Here is an 18,250-nt window from a genome sequence, read left to right on the forward strand (position 1 = left end):
TTGCCACAATGCTGGGAGGCGTTAAAGTTGCCTTAATGTCATGTCATAACATTCGGGGCGTCCATGGCGTCGACACTCTTTTCTCTCGTCAAGAAAATCATCCGTAAAGGTTCACTCAGGCTTACGCTCGCATCCGGCGAGACCCATATGGTCGGCGACGGAACCGGAGAGACGGTGGCCGTCCGTTTTGCCGATCAGCAGGCAGAAGATGCGGTTGCCCGCGATCCGACGCTCAAGCTCGGCGAAATGTATATGGAAGGCCGCTTCATCCTGGAGCAGGGGGACATTTACGAGTTCCTGTCGCTGGTGAAGCAGAATACCACCAATGAGATTTTCGACTTCCGCATGGCGGCGCTGCTGATCGGTCGCATCGTCTGGCAGCAGATCAAGAGCCGTTCGCCGATCAACCGCAACAAATACAATGTTGCGCATCACTACGATCTCTCAGCGAAGCTCTTCGATCTCTTCCTCGATGACGATTGGCAGTATTCCTGCGCTTATTTCAATCCGCCTGGCATCAGCCTGGATGAAGCGCAACTGGCCAAGAAGCGCCATATCGCGGCGAAGCTTCTGGTCGAGCCCGGTCAGAAGGTACTGGAGATCGGCTCCGGCTGGGGCGGCATGGCCATGTATCTTGCCGAAGCCTATCCCGGCCTCGACGTGACCGGCATCACGCTCAGCGAAGAACAGCTGAAAGTATCGCGCGAGCGGGCGGCCAAGCGTGGCCTCTCCGATCGCGTCCGCTTCGAGCTGCAGGATTATCGCTACATGACCGGCAAGAAATTCGACCGTATCGTCTCGGTCGGCATGTTCGAGCATGTCGGCATCGGCGACTACGGCAAGTTCTTCCGCAAGGTTTCGGAGCTGCTTGATGACAACGGCGTCATGCTGCTGCACTCCATTGCCCGCCCGAAGCCGAGCTTTGCCACCAACGCCTTCATAGAAAAGTATATCTTCCCAGGCGGCTACATCCCGTCGATCGGCGAGACCACGCCGCCGCTGGAAAAGGCCGGCTTGCTCACGCGGGATGTCGAAACCCTGCCGATGCACTATGCCTATACGCTCAGGCACTGGCGCAACCGTTTCGTGGCGCGCAAGGCCGAGGCCGTGGCGCTCTACGACGAAAAATTCTTCCGCATGTGGGAGTTCTATCTGGCCGGTTCCGAAATGGGCTTCCGCTGGGATGAGCTCTTCATCATGCAGCTCCAGATCACCAAAAACCAGTTCGCCGTCCCCGACAACCGCAATTACATCGCGGAGCGCGAGGCACAGCTGAAGGAATTCGAGGCAGAGCGCGCGCCGTTGGAGAAGGTGACGTTCTGAGCCTCCGTCATCGCGCCGTTTGACGGGCCGGACCATGGAAAGCTACGGTCCGGCCTTTTTTACTCACGCCTGCGCGTCGTCAAACTCGCTATCTACCAACATGGACGGTGAAGGTGCCGTCTTGCACCGTACCATCTGTGTTGAGCCCCGTAAGGCGCAGGGTGAATTGGTCGGTGCCTGAGAAACCAGGGTTCGGCGTGTAGTAGACGATGTTCCCCTGGACCGTCTTGCCCGAGCACAGATAGGCAGTGCTGTCTTTCGAAAACTTCGCTGTAACTGGCCCATGCTCGACGTCAACCTTGCCGTGGGCAGGCTGCTTGATGACGCCCGTATAGGGAAATCCCGCAAAGGTGCAGTCCTGTTTCACGAGCGAAGTACTCGTAATCTTCGTCTTCTTGCCGGGGGCGGCACTTCCCGAAAAATGGCTTTGTTTTGCGCCGCCGATGGGCGTGCCGACGCAACCGGAAAGCGCCATGCCGGCAGTCAGGATCAGACCTAAGGAGATCGGAGATATGCTCTTCATTCGTTTCTCATCTTTTGAAGTTGGGGGCTATGAGATGGCGGGCCTTGGCAATTGCGACCATTACCCAAGATTGAGTATCTATACAGAAATTAAATCAACGCGATAGGTCGTCGCATGTCGAGCGGCGTCTGAATTGGACCAAGCTGAATTTGATATTTTTACCGAATTCACCGTCTTTTGGTTAAGGGAGCGGTAACGCGATCCGCATAATTTGCAGCAACTCTCGGGTCATATGACCCTTTGTATTGCGTATCATGGAGTTTCGTTGTGTTTGAAAAGTTAAGGGTCCTTTTCATTGGTGGCCTCTCCGCCGTCGCTTGCGCCGGCGCTGCCGAGGCGGGGGACGGCCAGCATTTGTGGTCGGGTGACTGGTACCTGAGCGTCGGCGCGGCCGGTTTCTCTGCACCGAAGTTCGAAGGCGGCAAGCACAACAAGCTGCAATGGTCGCCGTTGGTATCCATCGGCCGGCAAGGCCCAGGCCCTCGTTTTTCCTCGCGCAACGACAATCCGTCCTTTGCCCTGATCGAAAGCGATGCATTCCGCATCGGCATCGTCGGCAAGTTCGTGCCGAGCCGCGATAGCGGCGACGGCCACGAACTAAGAGGATTGAAGAAGGTCAAGTGGGGTGTGGAAGCCGGCGGCTTTGCCGAGGCCTATCCCACGGATTGGCTGCGCGCCCGCGTAGAAGTTCGCCAGGGCATTCGCGCCCATAGCGGCGTCGTCGCTGATGCCGCGGTCGATGCCTTTACCGACATTACGCCGGAGCTTCGCGCCTCGGCCGGTCCGCGCATGACGCTTGCCAGCAGCGACTATTTCGACACCTACTACGGCGTTAATGCACGCGAATCGGCCGCCTCCGGCCTTAGCGGCTACAAGCCCGGCGGCGGCGTCAAATCCGTCGGCTTCGGCGGCGCACTCACCTGGAAGGCCTCGCAGAACTGGACCACCAGCACCTTCCTTGAATATACCCGGCTCACCGGCCCGGCCGCCGACAGCAGCCTCGTGCGCGAGCGCGGCGATCGCAACCAGCTGTTGATCGGCGTTTCCGCCAGCTACAAGTTCAATTTCACCATGAACTGAGCAACGGGCGAGGTCGTGTCTCGTTATGGCCTCGCCGCTTGACCTCCGGTGCCGGATGTCACTACTACTCGCCTATGCAAAAGACAGGCGACATCAACGGGCGCGTCGCTGACGCGCCATCCGGCAACTGGGTCTACCGCGTTCTGCCTCCGAAGCTATGGCCTTACGCCCAGCTTGCACGCTGGGACAGGCCGATCGGCTGGCAGCTCCTGATGTGGCCATGCTTCTGGTCAGTGGCGCTTGCGGCCAATGCCTCCGTCGCCTCGGGGCAGGGCTCTCCCGGATTCGTGGTGATCTATCACCTCTTTCTCTATTTCGTCGGCGCCGTCGCAATGCGTGGCGCCGGCTGCGCTTACAATGACCTCGTCGACCACGAGATCGACATGTCGGTCGCACGCACGCGTTCGCGCCCGCTGCCTTCGGGCCGCGTGACGCGCATGCAGACCAAGGTTTTCATAGCGCTGCAGGCTTTGGTCGGGTTGCTGGTTCTGCTGCAATTCAATTGGTTTGCCGTCGTGCTCGGCATTCTCTCGCTCGCCATCGTTGCGCTCTATCCTTTTGCCAAGCGCTTCACGGACTGGCCGCAATTCTTCCTTGGCCTTGCCTTTTCCTGGGGAGCGCTGATGGGCTGGGCGGGCCTCTTCGGCAGCATGTCGCTGGCCCCGATCGTGCTCTATCTCGCAGCCATCCTCTGGACCATCGGCTACGACACGATCTATGCGCATCAGGACAAGGAGGATGACGAGCTGATCGGCGTGCGCTCGACTGCCCGGCTTTTCGGCGATCAGACGCGCCTCTGGTTGGTCGGGCTCTATGGGGTGACGCTGCTTCTGATGCTGCTGTCCTTTGCGCTCGTTGGGACAAGCTGGCTTGCCTATCTCGGTCTGATCGTCGCCGGCGGCATGTTCGCCTATCAGATCGCTGTGCTCGACATCAACGACGGTGCCCAATGCCTTGCGCTGTTCAAGTCGAACAATCGCGTCGGCTTGATCATTTTCGCCGGGCTCTTCCTGTCGTTCCTGTTTCTTAGCCCCTGAAAATGCAAAGATTTCGGCCGCGGGATCGGTTCTCCCGCGGCCGATTTCCGGCGATATTCGGTTTCAAGCCTTATCGGCTTAATGCCTGGCGATGATCTCGCGGCCCTGGATCTTCATCTTGATGCCGAGCTTGCCTGTTGTGCGGCGCACGAGGAAGCGGGGGCGGCGGTTTGCGAAGTAGGAATGGCGGCGACGCGGCTGGCTGTCCTGCGAGCGGACGCCGCCGAGATGTTCTTCCAGCGGACGGGCCACGCCGTCGGCTTCGATCATCAGCATCGGGATGCGGAAGGCTTCCGACCAGGAGCGCCAGTCGGCGGCGATATCGCTCAAGTCATGAGCGACGAGAAGGGGGATGCAGAGATCCGGATCGGAGTGATGCAGTTCCAGCGTGACGGTGACTTCGCCGTCGCCATGGTCGATGGCGCGGGCTGCAACACCCTTGAATGCACGCTTGGGCAAGGCGACGGACAGCGGCAGGCCGCTGGACGGCAGGATCTTGCGCAGCACTGCGCCGCGCTCATCGATCGTAATGGTGACGTCACCCTCGGCACCTCGCATGGCATAGCTGACCTGTTGCGGGAAGCGCGCCGGATCAAGCCGCAGTGTGGTTCCAGCCCAGTCGGGCTTCAGGACGGTATTAGTCATCGATTTCTCTACCCTTGCTTTACCTGAGAGCCGGTTGTTCCGGTCTTCTCTCGGAGAACTTTTGTCCTCTCGTTGTTGGGCAGATTAGGCGCCGTCCCTTCCAGACAGCTTAAAAATCGAGGTTAAGAAAACTTTGCATCCTCAAATGGTTAGCAAAGTCGGATGCATCAGGGTTTCCATAAGGTGAATACAGGGCAGGGTGGTGCATCAATATAGTACACGCATTGGGCGAGTGCCTGTAAGTCTCAGGTAAGGTTTATATGAAATAATGTCAGCCAGATTCGCCGCTTTTATTAGAGATCTATTGGGATTCTGCTGATGATTTCCACTTATCTTGGTTATACGATCGCAACCAGAGATATGACGACGTCGCTCAATCAGGTGGCGCAGCAGTCGCAAAACAAGCGTTTGATCGACTATTACAACGCCAATATCGGCAAAGTAACTGATGTCGACAGCTTCCTGAATGACTATCAGTTATACAGTTATGCGATGGAAGCCTACGGGCTTTCCGACATGACCTATGCCAAGGCCTTTATGAAACAGGTCCTGACCAGCGACCTTAGCGACTCCAGCAGTTTCGCCAATAAGCTCACCGATCCGCGCTATAAGGAATTCGCTGCGGCGTTCAATTTCGGCACGAGCGCGACAGGCTCGACGAATACCGCGCAAACCAGCACACAGGAAGACGACCTGATCGGGCTTTACCAACAATCCTTTACGAATGAGGAGACGTCGGCGGCGACCGAAACGAGTTATTACAGCCAGAACATCGCCTCGGTTAAGACGGTTGATGACCTGCTCGGCAACACCCGCCTGCGCAATTATGTGCTGCAGGCCTATGGCATCGATCCGACCTATGTATCGAATTCGGCTCTGAAGCAGATGCTGACGAGCGATCCCAGCGATCCGAACAGCTACGTCAATCAGAACGGCAGCGCCGCCGACAAGGCTCTGGCGGCGGAATTCAATTTCAATGCCGACGGCACTGTCAAAACGTCGACGCCGGACGGCGATACGGCCTATTACCAGGCCAATATCGGCAACATCACCTCGGTCGACCAGCTGACGTCCAATCCGCAACTGTTCCAATACGTCAAGACGGCTTTCAATATCCCGTCCTACATCACCGCGGATCAGTTCAATGCATCGGCCAAGGACGCCAGTACCGCGAGTTCGAACGGACTGACCGCCGTCATGGCCGAGTTCAATTTCCAGAGCGACGGCACGGTCGCATCCGGCTCGCAGGCGCAGACGTCCGGCCAGATAAGCACCACCACGGCCGGCTATACCGCGAACTATCCGGGTGGGCCGCAGACGCTCAGCCAGCAGGCCGATGTGATGAGCGCCTATAATTTCACCGTGCCCTCCTTCGTTACGAGCGTCGGCGCGGCCGACAACGATCTCTATTACAAGAACCATATCGGCTCCATTACGTCGGTCGACCAGCTGACATCGGACACGCGTCTTTTCGACTACGTCAAGACGGCCTACGGCATCGATCCGACGACGCCCGCCGCCGTCTTCAAGAACGCCTTCGCCGATCCGACGACTGCTGCCATCTTCGGCCTGACTTACGCCGTCTCCCAGTTCAATTTCCAGTCGGACGGGACGCTTGCTTCCGGCCAGACGGCGCAGTCGCAGACTGAGATCGACGCGGCCTCAAAGGCCTATATGAGTAATTACCAATCGTCGCAGTCGACCCTGAACACGGATGCGGTCAACAACTACAAGAACCGCATCGCCGATGTGAAAACCATCAAGGATTTTTTTGCGAGCAATACGTCCGACAGCAGTGCCGCCAATGACAGCGCGCCAGAGCTCTATCAGATGGCGTTGCGCGCCTACGGTATCGGCGAAAACGAAGTCACTAAGTCACAGCTGACCAAGATTCTCGAAAGCGATCCCTATGATCCGAAGAGCTATGTCAACTCGCTCAAGGACCCCAGGTTCACGGCCCTTGCCAAGGCATTCAATTTCGACAGCAAAGGCAACTTGAAGCCGCCGGTGCAGGCTCTGTCACAGACGCAGATCAACAGCTATATCTCGCAATATTCCAGCCACAGCACGGCGGGACTGTCGGGCGCCGAACTGACCAAGGCTACCAGCGATGCCAAGACGGCCGCCACCTATTTCGCCACCAACATCGTCAAGGTGACCAGCGTTACGGATCTGCTGGCCGACAGCAAACTTACGAATTTCATTCTGACGGCCAACGGTATCGACCCAAAGACGGTCGATACGGCGACGCTGAAGAAAGCTTTTGCGTCCGATCCGTCCGATGCGAAGAGCTTCATCAACACGGCTGACGGCGCCAAGTTCAAGAGTATCGTCGAGGCGTTCAATTTCGGCACCGACGGAAACCTGACCGACAGCAAGCTCGGCACGGCGCAAAACCAGGGCGCGCTTTCAGCGACCAATGATCTCTTCCTGCATCAGACGCTGGAAGATCAGCAGGGTGACAGCAATCCCGGCGTACGCCTTGCGCTTTATTTCCAGCGTAAGGCGCCTGATATCAATTCGATCTACGACATCATGGGTGATGCCGCCCTTTATGAGGTCGTCACGACCACCTTCAATCTGCCGAGCTCGATCTCCAATATGGACGTCGATACCCAGGCAAAGATGCTCGGTAATTTCATCAATGTGAGCGACCTGCACGATCCCGACAAGCTCAATCAGCTGCTGCAGCGATTCTCGGCCATGTACGACCTGCAGAACAATACGACCTCCTCGACATCCCCTGCGCTTTCGATTCTGACGAGTTCCTCCCCGGGCGTGGGTATCAGCGCCGACACGCTGCTTTCCATCGCGCAGCTGTCCTCATCGCGCTAGCGGGCCCGACAAAAAATTTAACCTGTCTCATTGCCGCGCTTCCGCGCGGCTGAGCTGCGTCATGCCCTTGTTTCCATGGAGATTCCGAGGATATTCGGATGTGTTTTTCCGGTGCGGAATGGCTGCTTTCCACAAGCGCAGGAAGGAACTTATTAACCATCCTTGCCCTATTCGATTTGAGAAGCCAACGGCAATATCAATGACTGGGTTGCAGGTCTCATGCGTCTTTCCCGAACGACACTTTCCAATGCCTCGCAAGGCGTCCAGCCGGAGGGCGATCTCGACCCGGAGCAGGCGGCCGAAGAGGCGCGCCGCGCCGAGCAGATCGCGGCTCGCCGCGCGTTCCTGGAAGAGAAGATCCGCAACGCCCGCGAAGCCAAGCGCAAGGCTGAAGAGCAGCGTCACGCCGAGGAAAAGCGCCTTGCCGAAGAGGTGAGGAAGCGCACCGCCGCGGCCCCGCCGCCTGTTGTAGAGGCGCTGCAGGCTGCCGCCGTTACGAGCGAGCAGGAAATGCCGGTTCTGCCGCAGGGAATCTCCGCGGAAGATCTCGCTTCGCCCGGCTGGCAGAATGCCTTCCTGATGGGGCCGAACGTGCGCTTTACCCGCACCCGCGAAAACGAAATCATCAGCCGCCGTCCGCCTGTCGAGCCGAAGGCTGAGATGCGGCCGCAGGCTTCCGCGCACGCCGCGATGCGGGTCATGGAGCCGCCGGCCGTCGAGGCTCCGATCGCCGCCGTCATTCAGCAGCCGATGCAATCATCAGACTTCCATCTGCCAGCGCTCGAAGACATGCCGCTGGTGGTGGAAGGCTATATTCCGACAGTAATTCAGAATTCCCCGGCAACCGAGCCGGACGCATTGGAGATGACCGTTATCGCTACCGCATTCTCGAAAGCTCCTGCGATCGCGCTGGATGCTTCCCCTGTTCAGTCAAATGTTCCCGAGTCCCTAGCCGCGCCTGTGGTCGAGTCGCGTCTTGTCCATCTTTCCGATTTCGCTTTTTGGGATGCGATGCCATTCGACGGCGAATTCGTCTCTGCCCTCAAGGGCGAGCCGAAGCAGCCGGCGACGCCCAAGCCGGAAGTCGATGCCGAATCGATCATCGCCAAGTTCCGCGTCGTCGAGTGCCGCCGTCCGGCTGCCGCAGTCGAGCCGCAGCCCGTTGTCGCGCAGCCTGCGGCAGTCGAGATCGCAGCTCATGTCGAAACCGTTTCCAGACCGTCAGCGGCAGATATCAGCACGCCGGCCATGGACGAGCTTGCCGCGCTTGAGGCTGCCGTTCTGGCCCCCGTCGTCGAGGTGGCCCCCGTTGTCGTCGAAGTACCTGCTGCCGAGCCGCAGACTGTGGTGCTGCCAGCCGAAACATTCGTGCCGCCCGCTTTCGTAACCGCCGTCTATGGTGCCGACGCCGAAACCCGGCCCGCGCCCGTCATGGTCGTGGCGCCGATGCCGACGAAGGCCGCCGCGCCGGCTGCGGCCCAACCGGTCGCCAAGGCTGCGCCGACGCTCCCCGCGGTCGAAGCCGCGGCGCAGCGCCTGATCGACGCACCGCCATCGCGGATCTCGCCGCGCCGGCCCGCATCGCTGACGCCGCCCGAATGGCGGCCGATTGCCCGTTCCGCTGACGGCGAATACGAGCTGCCGCCGCGCGAACTGCTGCAGGAGCCTGCCATCCGCTCCGGCGTGATCATGACGCAGGAAACGCTGGAGCAGAATGCCGGCCTGCTGGAAAGCGTGCTGGAGGATTTCGGCGTCAAGGGAGAGATCATCCATGTCCGTCCCGGCCCGGTCGTCACGCTCTATGAATTCGAGCCGGCGCCCGGCGTCAAATCCTCGCGCGTCATCAACCTTGCGGACGATATCGCCCGTTCGATGTCGGCCCTCTCGGCCCGTGTCGCTGTGGTCCCCGGCCGCAACGTGATCGGCATCGAACTGCCGAACGTCAACCGCGAGACCGTCTATTTCCGCGAGATGATCGATTCGCCCGATTTCGAGAAGAGCGGCTACAAGCTCGCGCTCGGCCTCGGCAAGACGATCGGCGGCGAACCTGTCATCGCCGAACTCGCCAAGATGCCGCATCTGCTCGTTGCCGGCACCACTGGCTCGGGCAAGTCCGTCGCCATCAACACGATGATCCTGTCGCTGCTCTATCGCATGACACCGGAGCAGTGCCGTCTGATCATGGTCGATCCAAAGATGCTCGAACTCTCCGTTTATGACGGCATCCCGCACCTGCTGACCCCCGTCGTTACCGATCCCAAGAAGGCCGTGATGGCGCTGAAATGGGCGGTGCGCGAAATGGAGGATCGCTACAAGAAGATGTCGCGCCTCGGCGTGCGCAACATCGACGGCTATAATAGCCGCGTTGCCTCCGCAAAGGAAAAGGGCGAGACGATCCACGTCATGGTCCAGACCGGCTTCGACAAGGGCACTGGTGCCCCGATCGAAGAGAGCCAGGAAATGGACCTGACGCCGATGCCCTATATCGTCGTCATCGTCGACGAAATGGCCGACCTGATGATGGTCGCCGGCAAGGAAATCGAAGGCGCGATCCAGCGCCTGGCGCAGATGGCGCGCGCCGCCGGCATTCATTTGATCATGGCGACGCAGCGTCCCTCGGTCGACGTCATCACCGGCACGATCAAGGCAAACTTCCCGACCCGCATCTCCTTCCAGGTGACGTCGAAGATCGACAGCCGCACCATTCTCGGCGAGCAGGGTGCGGAACAGCTCCTCGGCCAAGGCGACATGCTGCATATGGCCGGCGGCGGCCGCATTTCCCGCGTTCACGGCCCCTTCGTTTCGGATGAGGAAGTCGAGAAGGTCGTGGCGCACCTGAAACTGCAGGGCCGTCCGGAATATCTCGACACGGTGACCGCCGACGAGGACGAAGAAGACGAGGAAGAAGATACGGCTGTCTTCGACAAGGGCGCGATTGCCTCGGAAGACGGCGATGATCTCTACGAGCAAGCGATCAAGGTCGTCATGCGCGACAAGAAGTGCTCGACCTCCTACATCCAGCGCCGCCTCGGCATCGGCTACAACCGCGCTGCCTCACTCGTCGAACGGATGGAAAAGGACGGCCTGGTCGGCCCCGCCAACCATGTCGGCAAGCGCGAGATCATCTCCGGCAACCGCAATGGCGGTGGCAATTCGGGCAATGAGGATTTCGATTGATCCACTCGGCGGCTTTGCCGAATGGTACTAAATAAGATTAAAAGCGGCTCTCCATCGGAGGGCCGCTTTTTCATTATCAAACCCGCTCGAGCTTCACATGCGGCAGCGGCGGCAACTCGACACGAATGTCGTCATCTCGCTGCACACGGCCGCCCTGCACGACGATGCTCATGATCCCCGCCTTGCGGATCAGCCCGCCATCGGCATCCTTGTCGAGCACGGCATGCAGCAAGCCCTTTTGGAAATTGTCGATCTGCTTGCAGGGATTGCGCAGGCCCGTCACCTCGACGATCGCTTCCGCGCCGATATGCAGACGTGTCCCCTGGGGCAGCGAGAGTAGGTCGATCCCTCGGGTGGCAATATTCTCGCCCATATCGCCGGGAGCGACGGAGACCCCCTTTTCGGTGAGCTCGTCAAACAGCTCTTCCTGGATGAGGTGTACCTGGCGCAGATTGGGCTGGGTCGGATCGACCGCGACGCGCGAGCGGTGCTTCACCGTCACCCCCATATGCGCATCGCCTTCGACGCCGAGCCCTGCCAGCAGTTGAATATGATCCTTGGTCTGCTTGCTGAACCCGTGCACGCCGCTGCTGCTAACCGTTGTCACATATATGCGCTTGTCGCCCATGCGAACCCTTCCATAAACGATCTGGATCTTATAAATTGGTATATACCAATTTCAAGGCGACGGTATTGTGATAGACGAGAAAAATCGACAGGGCAAAGATGCAAAAACTGCTGGAGGCTGGGCGAGCGTTGCTGCGGAACTCCGACGCGCTATCGACAAGGGCAGGCATGCACCCGGTAGCCGGCTGCCGAGCGAACGTGCTCTGTCCGAGCAGTTCGGCGTCTCCAGGGTGACGATGCGGCGTGCGATCGCGGAGCTGGAAGGGGAGGGCTTGCTGCGCGTGGCGCGCGGAAGCGGCGCCTATGTCCGCGCAGATATCCCCGTTCGTTTCCAACTGGGCGACAAGGTGCGGTTCAGCAAGGATCTGACCGCGACGGATGCGAACCTCACGCGCAAGGTTTTTTCGGCCAGGGAAGTTCCGGCAAGCGTCGATATAGCTGCAAGGCTAAATCTCGAGCCGGGCGAGGCTGTGCTGGACATGTGCGTGATCGCCTATGCCGACGCGCTTCCCGTATCCGTCGTCACGCGCAGCTGCTCGGCGAGGCGCTTTCCGGGCTTGGCGGGGAAGTTCGCTGCAATGGGCTCGTTCACGGCAGCCTTGAGGGATTATGCCATAACGGATTATTGGCGGCGCTCCACCGACATCACCGCGCGCATGCCGACAGAGGCAGAAGCACGCCTGCTGCAGCAATCGCGCCTCGTGCCTGTGATTGCCTATGCCGGCGAAGACATTGATGCCGATGGCACTGTGATTTCCTGCCAGATCGGCTGCTTCGCCTCTGAACGCGTCGTCTTGACGGTCTAGACCCTAGACCTTCAAGACCTTCCCAGGATTCATGATCCCCGCCGGGTCGAAGGCCGTCTTGATGCGTCGCATCAGATCCATCTCGATATCGGAGCGGATGGATGCCAACTCGTCGCGCTTCAGCTGGCCGATGCCGTGCTCGGCGGAGATCGAGCCGCCATGCTGCAGCACCAGACCATGCACGATTTTGTTTATCTCGCGCCAGCGGCCGATGAACTCGGCCTTGTCGGCGCCGACGGGTTGCGAGATGTTGTAGTGGATATTGCCGTCGCCCATGTGGCCGAAGGCGCAGACGCGCGCGCCAGGCATGGCGGCGACAACGGCCTTTTCGGCTTCCGCCATGAATTGTGGGATCTGCGCGACCGGCACGGAAACATCGTGCTTGATCGAGCCGCCCTCCGGCTTCTGGGCGTCCGACATGCTCTCGCGCATATGCCAGATGGCCTTCTGCTGCGCTTCGGAGCCGGCGATGGTCGCATCCTGCACCAGACCGTCTTCGTAGCCTTTTTCCAGCAGCGTCGTCATCATCCGCTCGGCCGTTTCGGCCGAATCCGAGGTGGAGATGTCGATCAGCACATACCAGGGATGCACCGTCTCCAGCGGATCGCGCACGCCCGGAATATGTCGCGTGGTGAATTCGACGCCGATGCGCGGCATCAGCTCGAAGCCGGTCAGCGCAGTGCCGCAGAGGCTCGACGCGTTCTTGAACAAAGTCAACGCGTCATCAACCGATTGCAGGCCGGCAAAGGCCACCTGATGGCCAAGCGGCTGCGGAAAGAGTTTTAGCACTGCGCCGGTGATGACCCCGAGCGTGCCTTCCGCGCCGATGAAGAGATCGCGCAGATCGTAGCCGGTATTGTCCTTCTTCAGGCGGCGCAATCCGTTCCAGATCTCGCCCGTGGGCAGCACGACTTCGAGGCCGAGGCAGAGCTGGCGCATGTTGCCATAGGCAAGAACCGCCGTGCCCCCGGCATTGGTGGAAAGATTGCCGGCAATGCGGCAGGAGCCTTCGGAACCCAGCGAAAGCGGAAACATGCGGCCATGCTCAGCCGCCGCCTTGTGAACATCAGCGAGAATGCAGCCGCCGTCAACGATCATCGTATTGCCGACGGGATCGATGTCGCGGATGCGATTCATGCGCTCCAGCGACAGGATGATATCGGAGCCGCCCTCGCGCGGCGTCTGGCCGCCGACAAGGCCGGTATTGCCGGTCTGTGGAACGATGGCCGTGCCGGTTTCGCTGGCAAGCTTGAGAATCGCCGAAACCTCTTCCACCGAGCCGGGCTTCAGCAAGATGGGCGAGGCGCCGTGATAGAGACCGCGGTTTTCCACCAGATGCGGCGCAATTTCCGTCGGGTCCCGTACGGCATGCCTTTCGCCGACGATGACGGCGAAGCGATCGAGAAGGTCGGAAGAGGGGACGGAGCTGCTCATGGCGTGTCCTTTGCCGATGGCTGATTTATTCTCTGGGCGCGGCGGCGCGACGCAGTCGGTCGTTGATGGCCTCGCCGAGGCCCTCGTCGGGAATATGCGAAAAGGCAATGGTCGCAGCACCGGTAGCATCGGCGCGCTTCATGAAGTCAAAGAGGTTTGCTGCGGCTTCGGCGAGATCGCCGCTGGCGCTGAGGTCCAGCACGGCAATGGCCTTTTCGCTGCCGGGAATATCTTGTGTCCCGAAGCGGATCAGCGCTTCGTTCGCGAAAACCTCAGTCGCGTCGAGGCGCACGGCTGCGCCCGGTGCATAATGCGAAGCCATCATCCCCGGCGCTTCGATGGCAGCCGAGGCTTTCTTCTTGCGCTTCAGCGCCTTGCCGGCCACCCGCTCGATCTCGCCTGCCGCAAGACCGCCCGGTCGTAAGAGGCGCATCTCGCCATCCTCGACCTTTACGATGGTCGACTCCACGCCGATAGCCGAGGCACCGGCGTCGAGGATGAGCGTGATCCGCTCCCCTAGGTCGTCACTCACGTGATCGGCGCTGGTGGCGCTGATCTTGCCCGAGGCATTGGCGCTCGGCGCGGCAAGCGGCCGATCGAAGGCACGGATCAGTTCACCGGCAAAACCTTGCGGCACGCGGATGCCCACTGTATCGAGCCCTGCGGTCGCCAGCGGATGAATGCCGCTGTCTGGTCTCAACGGCAGCACCAGCGTCAGCGGGCCAGGCCAGAAGGCTTCCGCGAGTTTGCGCGAGATGGGATCGAAGATCGCATAGCGCTCGGCCATAGCGAGATCGCTCATATGGCAGATCAGCGGATTGAAGCGCGGCCGGCCCTTCGTCTCGTAGATCCGGGTAATGGCGGCTGGATTGGTGGCATCGGCGGCAAGGCCGTAGACCGTCTCCGTCGGCAGCCCGATCGGCAGACCCTCGGCGAGAGTCGCTGTCGCAACTTCGATCGCCGTTTGCGGATGTTCGAGAATGTCTATGTGTCGTGCCATGGCCTGCCTGCTTGCAGTTCAGGCCGTTTCTTATGCTCTTCGAGTTTTCGGATCAATCGTCAAAGCTGGCGAATGATGTCGCGAAGCTGCTCGTTGCGGGCGCCGAGCAAGAGAACATTGCGGATGGCGATCTGCGGATCGTGGGTATGGAACAGGACGCCATTGCCGCGAATATCGCGATTGATCGTCAGCTTCTTGTCTTCGGCTTGCTTGTCCGGATGAATGGCAACGGCGAAATACATCCGCGAATATTTGAGGCTGATGTCTTCGAAGAAGTTCTCTTCCTGGCCGATGCGGGCAAAGAAATTGGCGATATAGAAGGCCCAGTTCACGTCCTCGTAATGCGCGAACTGCGTCCGCGCCGCGGTGACGTGACAATAGCCGAGATGCGGCGTGTCCTTTAGCGTGTGGTGAAAGATGAGCTTCGGAAAGCGGATGGACTTGTGGAAGCTGTTGAGCCGGTCATGGGTCTTTTCGCCGGCATCCCTGAGCTTCTGTGCCGTGCGCACAGCCACCTGCTCATGGGTAAGATATTCCCGCTCTTCCGCCAGCCAATGTAGTCTGTTGCGGTTGATGCGACCTGTGCGCAGGAATTCGGTATATCCCGTCGTCGATACCGCTGGCGCCGGTTCGGGCTCGGCGGGCTTCCCAGCGTCGAAATATCTGAGTTTGGCCATGCCGGATCTCGCTATAAAATTCTTTGGAGGACATGATGGATTACGGAGCTTGAGCCGAGCTTGATCGCGCCTGAGCGAAGACTACCGCTGCCGACTCTGCAGGCGCTCTCCGCCGCCCACTTATTGTCCTGATTAGCGGCCGTTCGCTGGCTTGTCGCAATCAGAATAAAGCGTCATTGGTGGAATGGACATGCGATGCCCGGACCGTCTTCGATGCAGGCGCCCAAGCGATTGAATTGCCTGTCAATATTCTCACGGCCTGCAACCGTCCTATCGTCCGGTTTTGCCTGTCGTCAAATTCGAAGCCGATGTCGCATTGCAACGCAGCGGCCGATGAGGCCGAGAGCTATGATGATATCAATCTCAAGGTGCCGTCTGCTAGGGAGATGGAGAATTGGGAAGCCGGTCAAAATCCGGCGCTGCCCCCGCAACGGTGGTGGAGTGAGGCATGGCGGATAAAGCCACTGGACCGATCGGTCTGGGAAGGTGCCATGGGGTCCTGGAAGCAGGGCCGCTCCAGAGCCCGGAAACCAGCCTTGGGCACATATGGGTTACTGACCGCGGCGGGCGGTCGGGGCATTGCTTTCGGCCGTTCCCAACGGCCTTGCATGTCCTCTGCTCGTCTTCCGGTATTGCGCAAGGATAGGCAAATGGATATCGGCAGCAAAGTTCTGCGGCAACTGAAGAACCACCGGACGGGTTTCAGCCTGGAGCAACCCTTCTACACCGATCCGGATTACTTCAAGCTCGACATGGAGACGATCTACTATCGCGACTGGCTTTTCATCGGCCATGATTGCGAAGTGCCGCGTGCGGGCAATTACTTCACAGTCCAGATCGGCGATTATCCCGTCGTGATCGTTCGTGGTCGCGATCAGGTCATCCGCGCCTTCCACAATAGCTGCCGCCATCGCGGCTCGCGCGTGTGTACGACCGAGCGCGGATCGTCGGCAAAGCTAGTCTGCCCCTATCACCAATGGACCTACGAGCTCGACGGCTCGCTGCTGTTTGCCCGTCAGATGGCCGAGGATTTCGACAAGAGCCAGTATTCGCTGAAGCCGGTACACTGCGAAAGTGTCGCTGGCTACATCTTCATCTGCCTCGCGCAGAACGCACCGGATTTCGCGCCGGTTCGCGCCACGATCGAGCCTTACATGGCCCCGCATCGCATCAGCGAAGCCAAGGTCGCCTTCCAGAGCACCATTATCGAGAAGGGCAACTGGAAGCTCGTCTGGGAAAATAACCGCGAGTGCTATCATTGCGCGGCCAATCACCCCGAACTGTGCCGCACCTTCCCGGAAGCGCCGACCGTGACCGGCGTACAGGGCGCGATGAACGATCCCGTCATCACCGAGCACTGGCAGCGCTGCGAGGCCGCCGGCCTGCCGAGCGAATTCAAGATCTCTCCTGACGGGCAGTTCCGCACCGCCCGCATGCCGCTGATCGAAGGCGCCGAGAGCTACACCATGTCCGGCCAGAATGCCGTCAGGCGGCCGCTCTCGCCCGACGTGACGATCAACGGCATCGGCACCATGCTGCTGTTCCACTATCCGACGACGTGGAACCACATGCTCGGCGACCACGCGATTTCCTTCCGCGTCCTGCCGATCAGCGCCGAGGAAACCGCCGTGACCACGAAATGGCTCGTTCACAAGGATGCCGTCGAGGGTGTCGACTACAATCTCGAGGAACTGACGCACGTCTGGACCGAAACCAACGACCAGGATCGCCGCATCGTCGAGGAAAATGCCTTCGGCATCCGCTCGCCAGCCTATGAGCCAGGTCCCTATTCGGAAATCCATGAAGGCGGCGTCATGCAGTTTGTCGAATGGTACACCACTTTCATGATCAACCGGCTGCAGGGCGACCAGGCCAAGTTGTCTGCGGTTGCCTGAGTATGAACATGACCGTCTCCTATCCGCATCGACACCTCGACCAGATGCAGCCCTGGAACGACAGGCAGCATTTGCTTGAATGTCTCTCGGTCACGCCCGAAGCGCCCGACGTGATGACCTTCACTTTCGGGTCCGACAAGGACAACTGGTTCCGCTATCTGCCGGGCCAGTTCGTGACGCTGGAGCTGCCGACGGCTCCGGAGCCGGTCATGCGTACCTATACGCTATCGTCCACGCCGTCGCGGCCCTTCTCGGTCGCCGTGACGGTGAAGGCGCAGAAGGATAGCATCGGCACCCGCTGGATGTTCGAGAACCTGAAGCCCGGCATGCGCATCAAGGCTTTTGGCCCGCTCGGCGATTTCAGCCATATTCGCCATCCCGGCGAGAAATATCTCTTCGTCTCGGCCGGCTCCGGCATCACGCCGATGATGTCGATGACGCGGTATATGTCCGATATCGCACCGCTGTCTGACATTAGTTTCGTCAATTGCTCGCGCAGCCCGACGGACATTATTTTCCGCTCGGAGCTCGAATATCTCGCGCGCTTCATGCCGAACCTCAATCTCGGTTTTATCGTCGAGGGCTGTGGCCGCACCGACCTCTGGTCGGGCTTGAAGGGCCGCATCGACAAGGCGAAGATTGGTCTGCTGGCACCCGATTTCATGGACCGGATCATCTTCTGCTGCGGTCCGGAAGTCTTCATGGATGCCGTGCGTTCCATGTTGGAAGCCCATGGCTTTGACATGTCGCGCTATCACCAGGAAAGCTTCCAGCCGGCCAATGCGGCAACGCCGCTTGCGGAAGTCTCCGACGACGCCCCCGGCGAGGCGGCGACTACGATCCGCTTCACCATGGCGGGCAGGGATGTGGCCTGTGCCGCGGGCCAGACCGTGCTTCAGGCGGCCCGTGGCGCCGGCGTGCGCATCGGCGCGGCCTGCGAATCCGGCCTTTGCGGCACATGCCGTGTCATGAAGCTCTCCGGTGAAGTCGAGATGAGCCACAATGGCGGCATCCTCGACGACGAGATCGACGAGGGTTACATCCTCGCCTGCTGCTCGCGCCCGAAGACGGATGTGCAGATCGAAGCCTAGAGTCGGATGATTTTAGGTCTATTCGACCTAAATCTGAATCCGCTCCAGCATCAAAGAAGTAGAGCGTTATGTCGTCCGAAAACCGCCCACACTTCTCGGC

The 18,250-nt window shown here is 59.9% G+C and carries 14 protein-coding genes and 1 riboswitch; of the genes, 8 read left to right on the top strand and 6 right to left on the bottom strand.

Annotated elements, in window-relative coordinates; translation table 11 throughout:
- Positions 1–63: 63 nt before the first annotated feature.
- Positions 64–1,323 (top strand): class I SAM-dependent methyltransferase, encoded by a 1,260-nt coding sequence (locus tag ACYJRZ_RS09155; protein ID WP_459458170.1) that lies wholly within the window; start codon positions 64–66, stop codon positions 1,321–1,323.
- 88 nt (positions 1,324–1,411) lie between these two features.
- Here ACYJRZ_RS09155 and ACYJRZ_RS09160 read toward each other — a convergent pair whose 3' ends face one another.
- Positions 1,412–1,846, bottom strand: coding sequence for a hypothetical protein (locus tag ACYJRZ_RS09160; RefSeq protein ID WP_459458172.1), 435 nt, complete (start codon positions 1,844–1,846; stop codon positions 1,412–1,414).
- A gap of 294 nt (positions 1,847–2,140) precedes the next feature.
- On the opposite strand from ACYJRZ_RS09160, the gene ACYJRZ_RS09165 reads away from it, so the two are divergent.
- Positions 2,141–2,926 (top strand): MipA/OmpV family protein, encoded by a 786-nt coding sequence (locus tag ACYJRZ_RS09165; protein ID WP_459458724.1) that lies wholly within the window; start codon positions 2,141–2,143, stop codon positions 2,924–2,926.
- 74 nt (positions 2,927–3,000) lie between these two features.
- Complete coding sequence (ubiA, locus tag ACYJRZ_RS09170) at positions 3,001–3,963, top strand: 4-hydroxybenzoate octaprenyltransferase (protein WP_459458174.1); 963 nt, start codon at positions 3,001–3,003, stop codon at positions 3,961–3,963.
- 78 nt (positions 3,964–4,041) lie between these two features.
- Here the strand turns inward: ubiA and ACYJRZ_RS09175 are convergent, their stop codons facing one another.
- Positions 4,042–4,608, bottom strand: a complete 567-nt coding sequence (locus tag ACYJRZ_RS09175) for a DUF6101 family protein (protein WP_015339003.1) — start codon at positions 4,606–4,608, stop codon at positions 4,042–4,044.
- A gap of 318 nt (positions 4,609–4,926) precedes the next feature.
- Between ACYJRZ_RS09175 and ACYJRZ_RS09180 the strand changes: the two genes are divergently transcribed.
- Both ACYJRZ_RS09180 and ACYJRZ_RS09185 read left to right on the top strand, forming a co-directional pair.
- Positions 4,927–7,443: a DUF1217 domain-containing protein gene (locus ACYJRZ_RS09180; protein WP_459458177.1), complete on the top strand. Its 2,517-nt coding sequence runs from the start codon at positions 4,927–4,929 to the stop codon at positions 7,441–7,443.
- Between the two features lie 219 nt (positions 7,444–7,662).
- A complete protein-coding gene (locus tag ACYJRZ_RS09185) occupies positions 7,663–10,620 on the top strand; it encodes a DNA translocase FtsK (RefSeq protein WP_459458179.1) in 2,958 nt (985 codons plus the stop codon).
- A gap of 76 nt (positions 10,621–10,696) precedes the next feature.
- Here the strand turns inward: ACYJRZ_RS09185 and ACYJRZ_RS09190 are convergent, their stop codons facing one another.
- Entirely contained in the window at positions 10,697–11,248 is a 552-nt protein-coding gene (locus ACYJRZ_RS09190) for an MOSC domain-containing protein (protein WP_459458181.1), read from the bottom strand.
- 67 nt (positions 11,249–11,315) lie between these two features.
- On the opposite strand from ACYJRZ_RS09190, the gene phnF reads away from it, so the two are divergent.
- Complete coding sequence (gene phnF / locus ACYJRZ_RS09195; protein ID WP_459458183.1) at positions 11,316–12,053, top strand: phosphonate metabolism transcriptional regulator PhnF; 738 nt, start codon at positions 11,316–11,318, stop codon at positions 12,051–12,053.
- A 3-nt stretch (positions 12,054–12,056) separates the two neighbouring features.
- On the opposite strand, the gene ACYJRZ_RS09200 is transcribed toward phnF, so the two are convergent.
- Genes ACYJRZ_RS09200 through ACYJRZ_RS09210 form a run of 3 tightly spaced genes read right to left on the bottom strand, consistent with a single transcriptional unit; the run spans position 12,057 to position 15,164 of the window.
- Positions 12,057–13,487, bottom strand: a complete 1,431-nt coding sequence (locus ACYJRZ_RS09200; RefSeq protein WP_459458185.1) for an FAD-binding oxidoreductase — start codon at positions 13,485–13,487, stop codon at positions 12,057–12,059.
- Positions 13,488–13,512: 25 nt separating this feature from the next.
- Entirely contained in the window at positions 13,513–14,487 is a 975-nt protein-coding gene (locus ACYJRZ_RS09205; RefSeq protein WP_459458187.1) for an L-threonylcarbamoyladenylate synthase, read from the bottom strand.
- 59 nt (positions 14,488–14,546) lie between these two features.
- Positions 14,547–15,164, bottom strand: coding sequence for a DUF6656 family protein (locus ACYJRZ_RS09210; protein WP_459458189.1), 618 nt, complete (start codon positions 15,162–15,164; stop codon positions 14,547–14,549).
- 349 nt (positions 15,165–15,513) lie between these two features.
- Positions 15,514–15,717, top strand: a riboswitch (cobalamin riboswitch).
- 97 nt (positions 15,718–15,814) lie between these two features.
- Between ACYJRZ_RS09210 and ACYJRZ_RS09215 the strand changes: the two genes are divergently transcribed.
- Positions 15,815–17,059, top strand: coding sequence for an aromatic ring-hydroxylating oxygenase subunit alpha (locus ACYJRZ_RS09215; protein WP_459458191.1), 1,245 nt, complete (start codon positions 15,815–15,817; stop codon positions 17,057–17,059).
- Between the two features lie 2 nt (positions 17,060–17,061).
- Positions 17,062–18,150 (top strand): FAD-binding oxidoreductase, encoded by a 1,089-nt coding sequence (locus tag ACYJRZ_RS09220; protein ID WP_459458193.1) that lies wholly within the window; start codon positions 17,062–17,064, stop codon positions 18,148–18,150.
- The last annotated feature ends 100 nt before the right edge of the window (positions 18,151–18,250 follow it).

The organism is Rhizobium sp. No.120 (assembly GCF_054558365.1).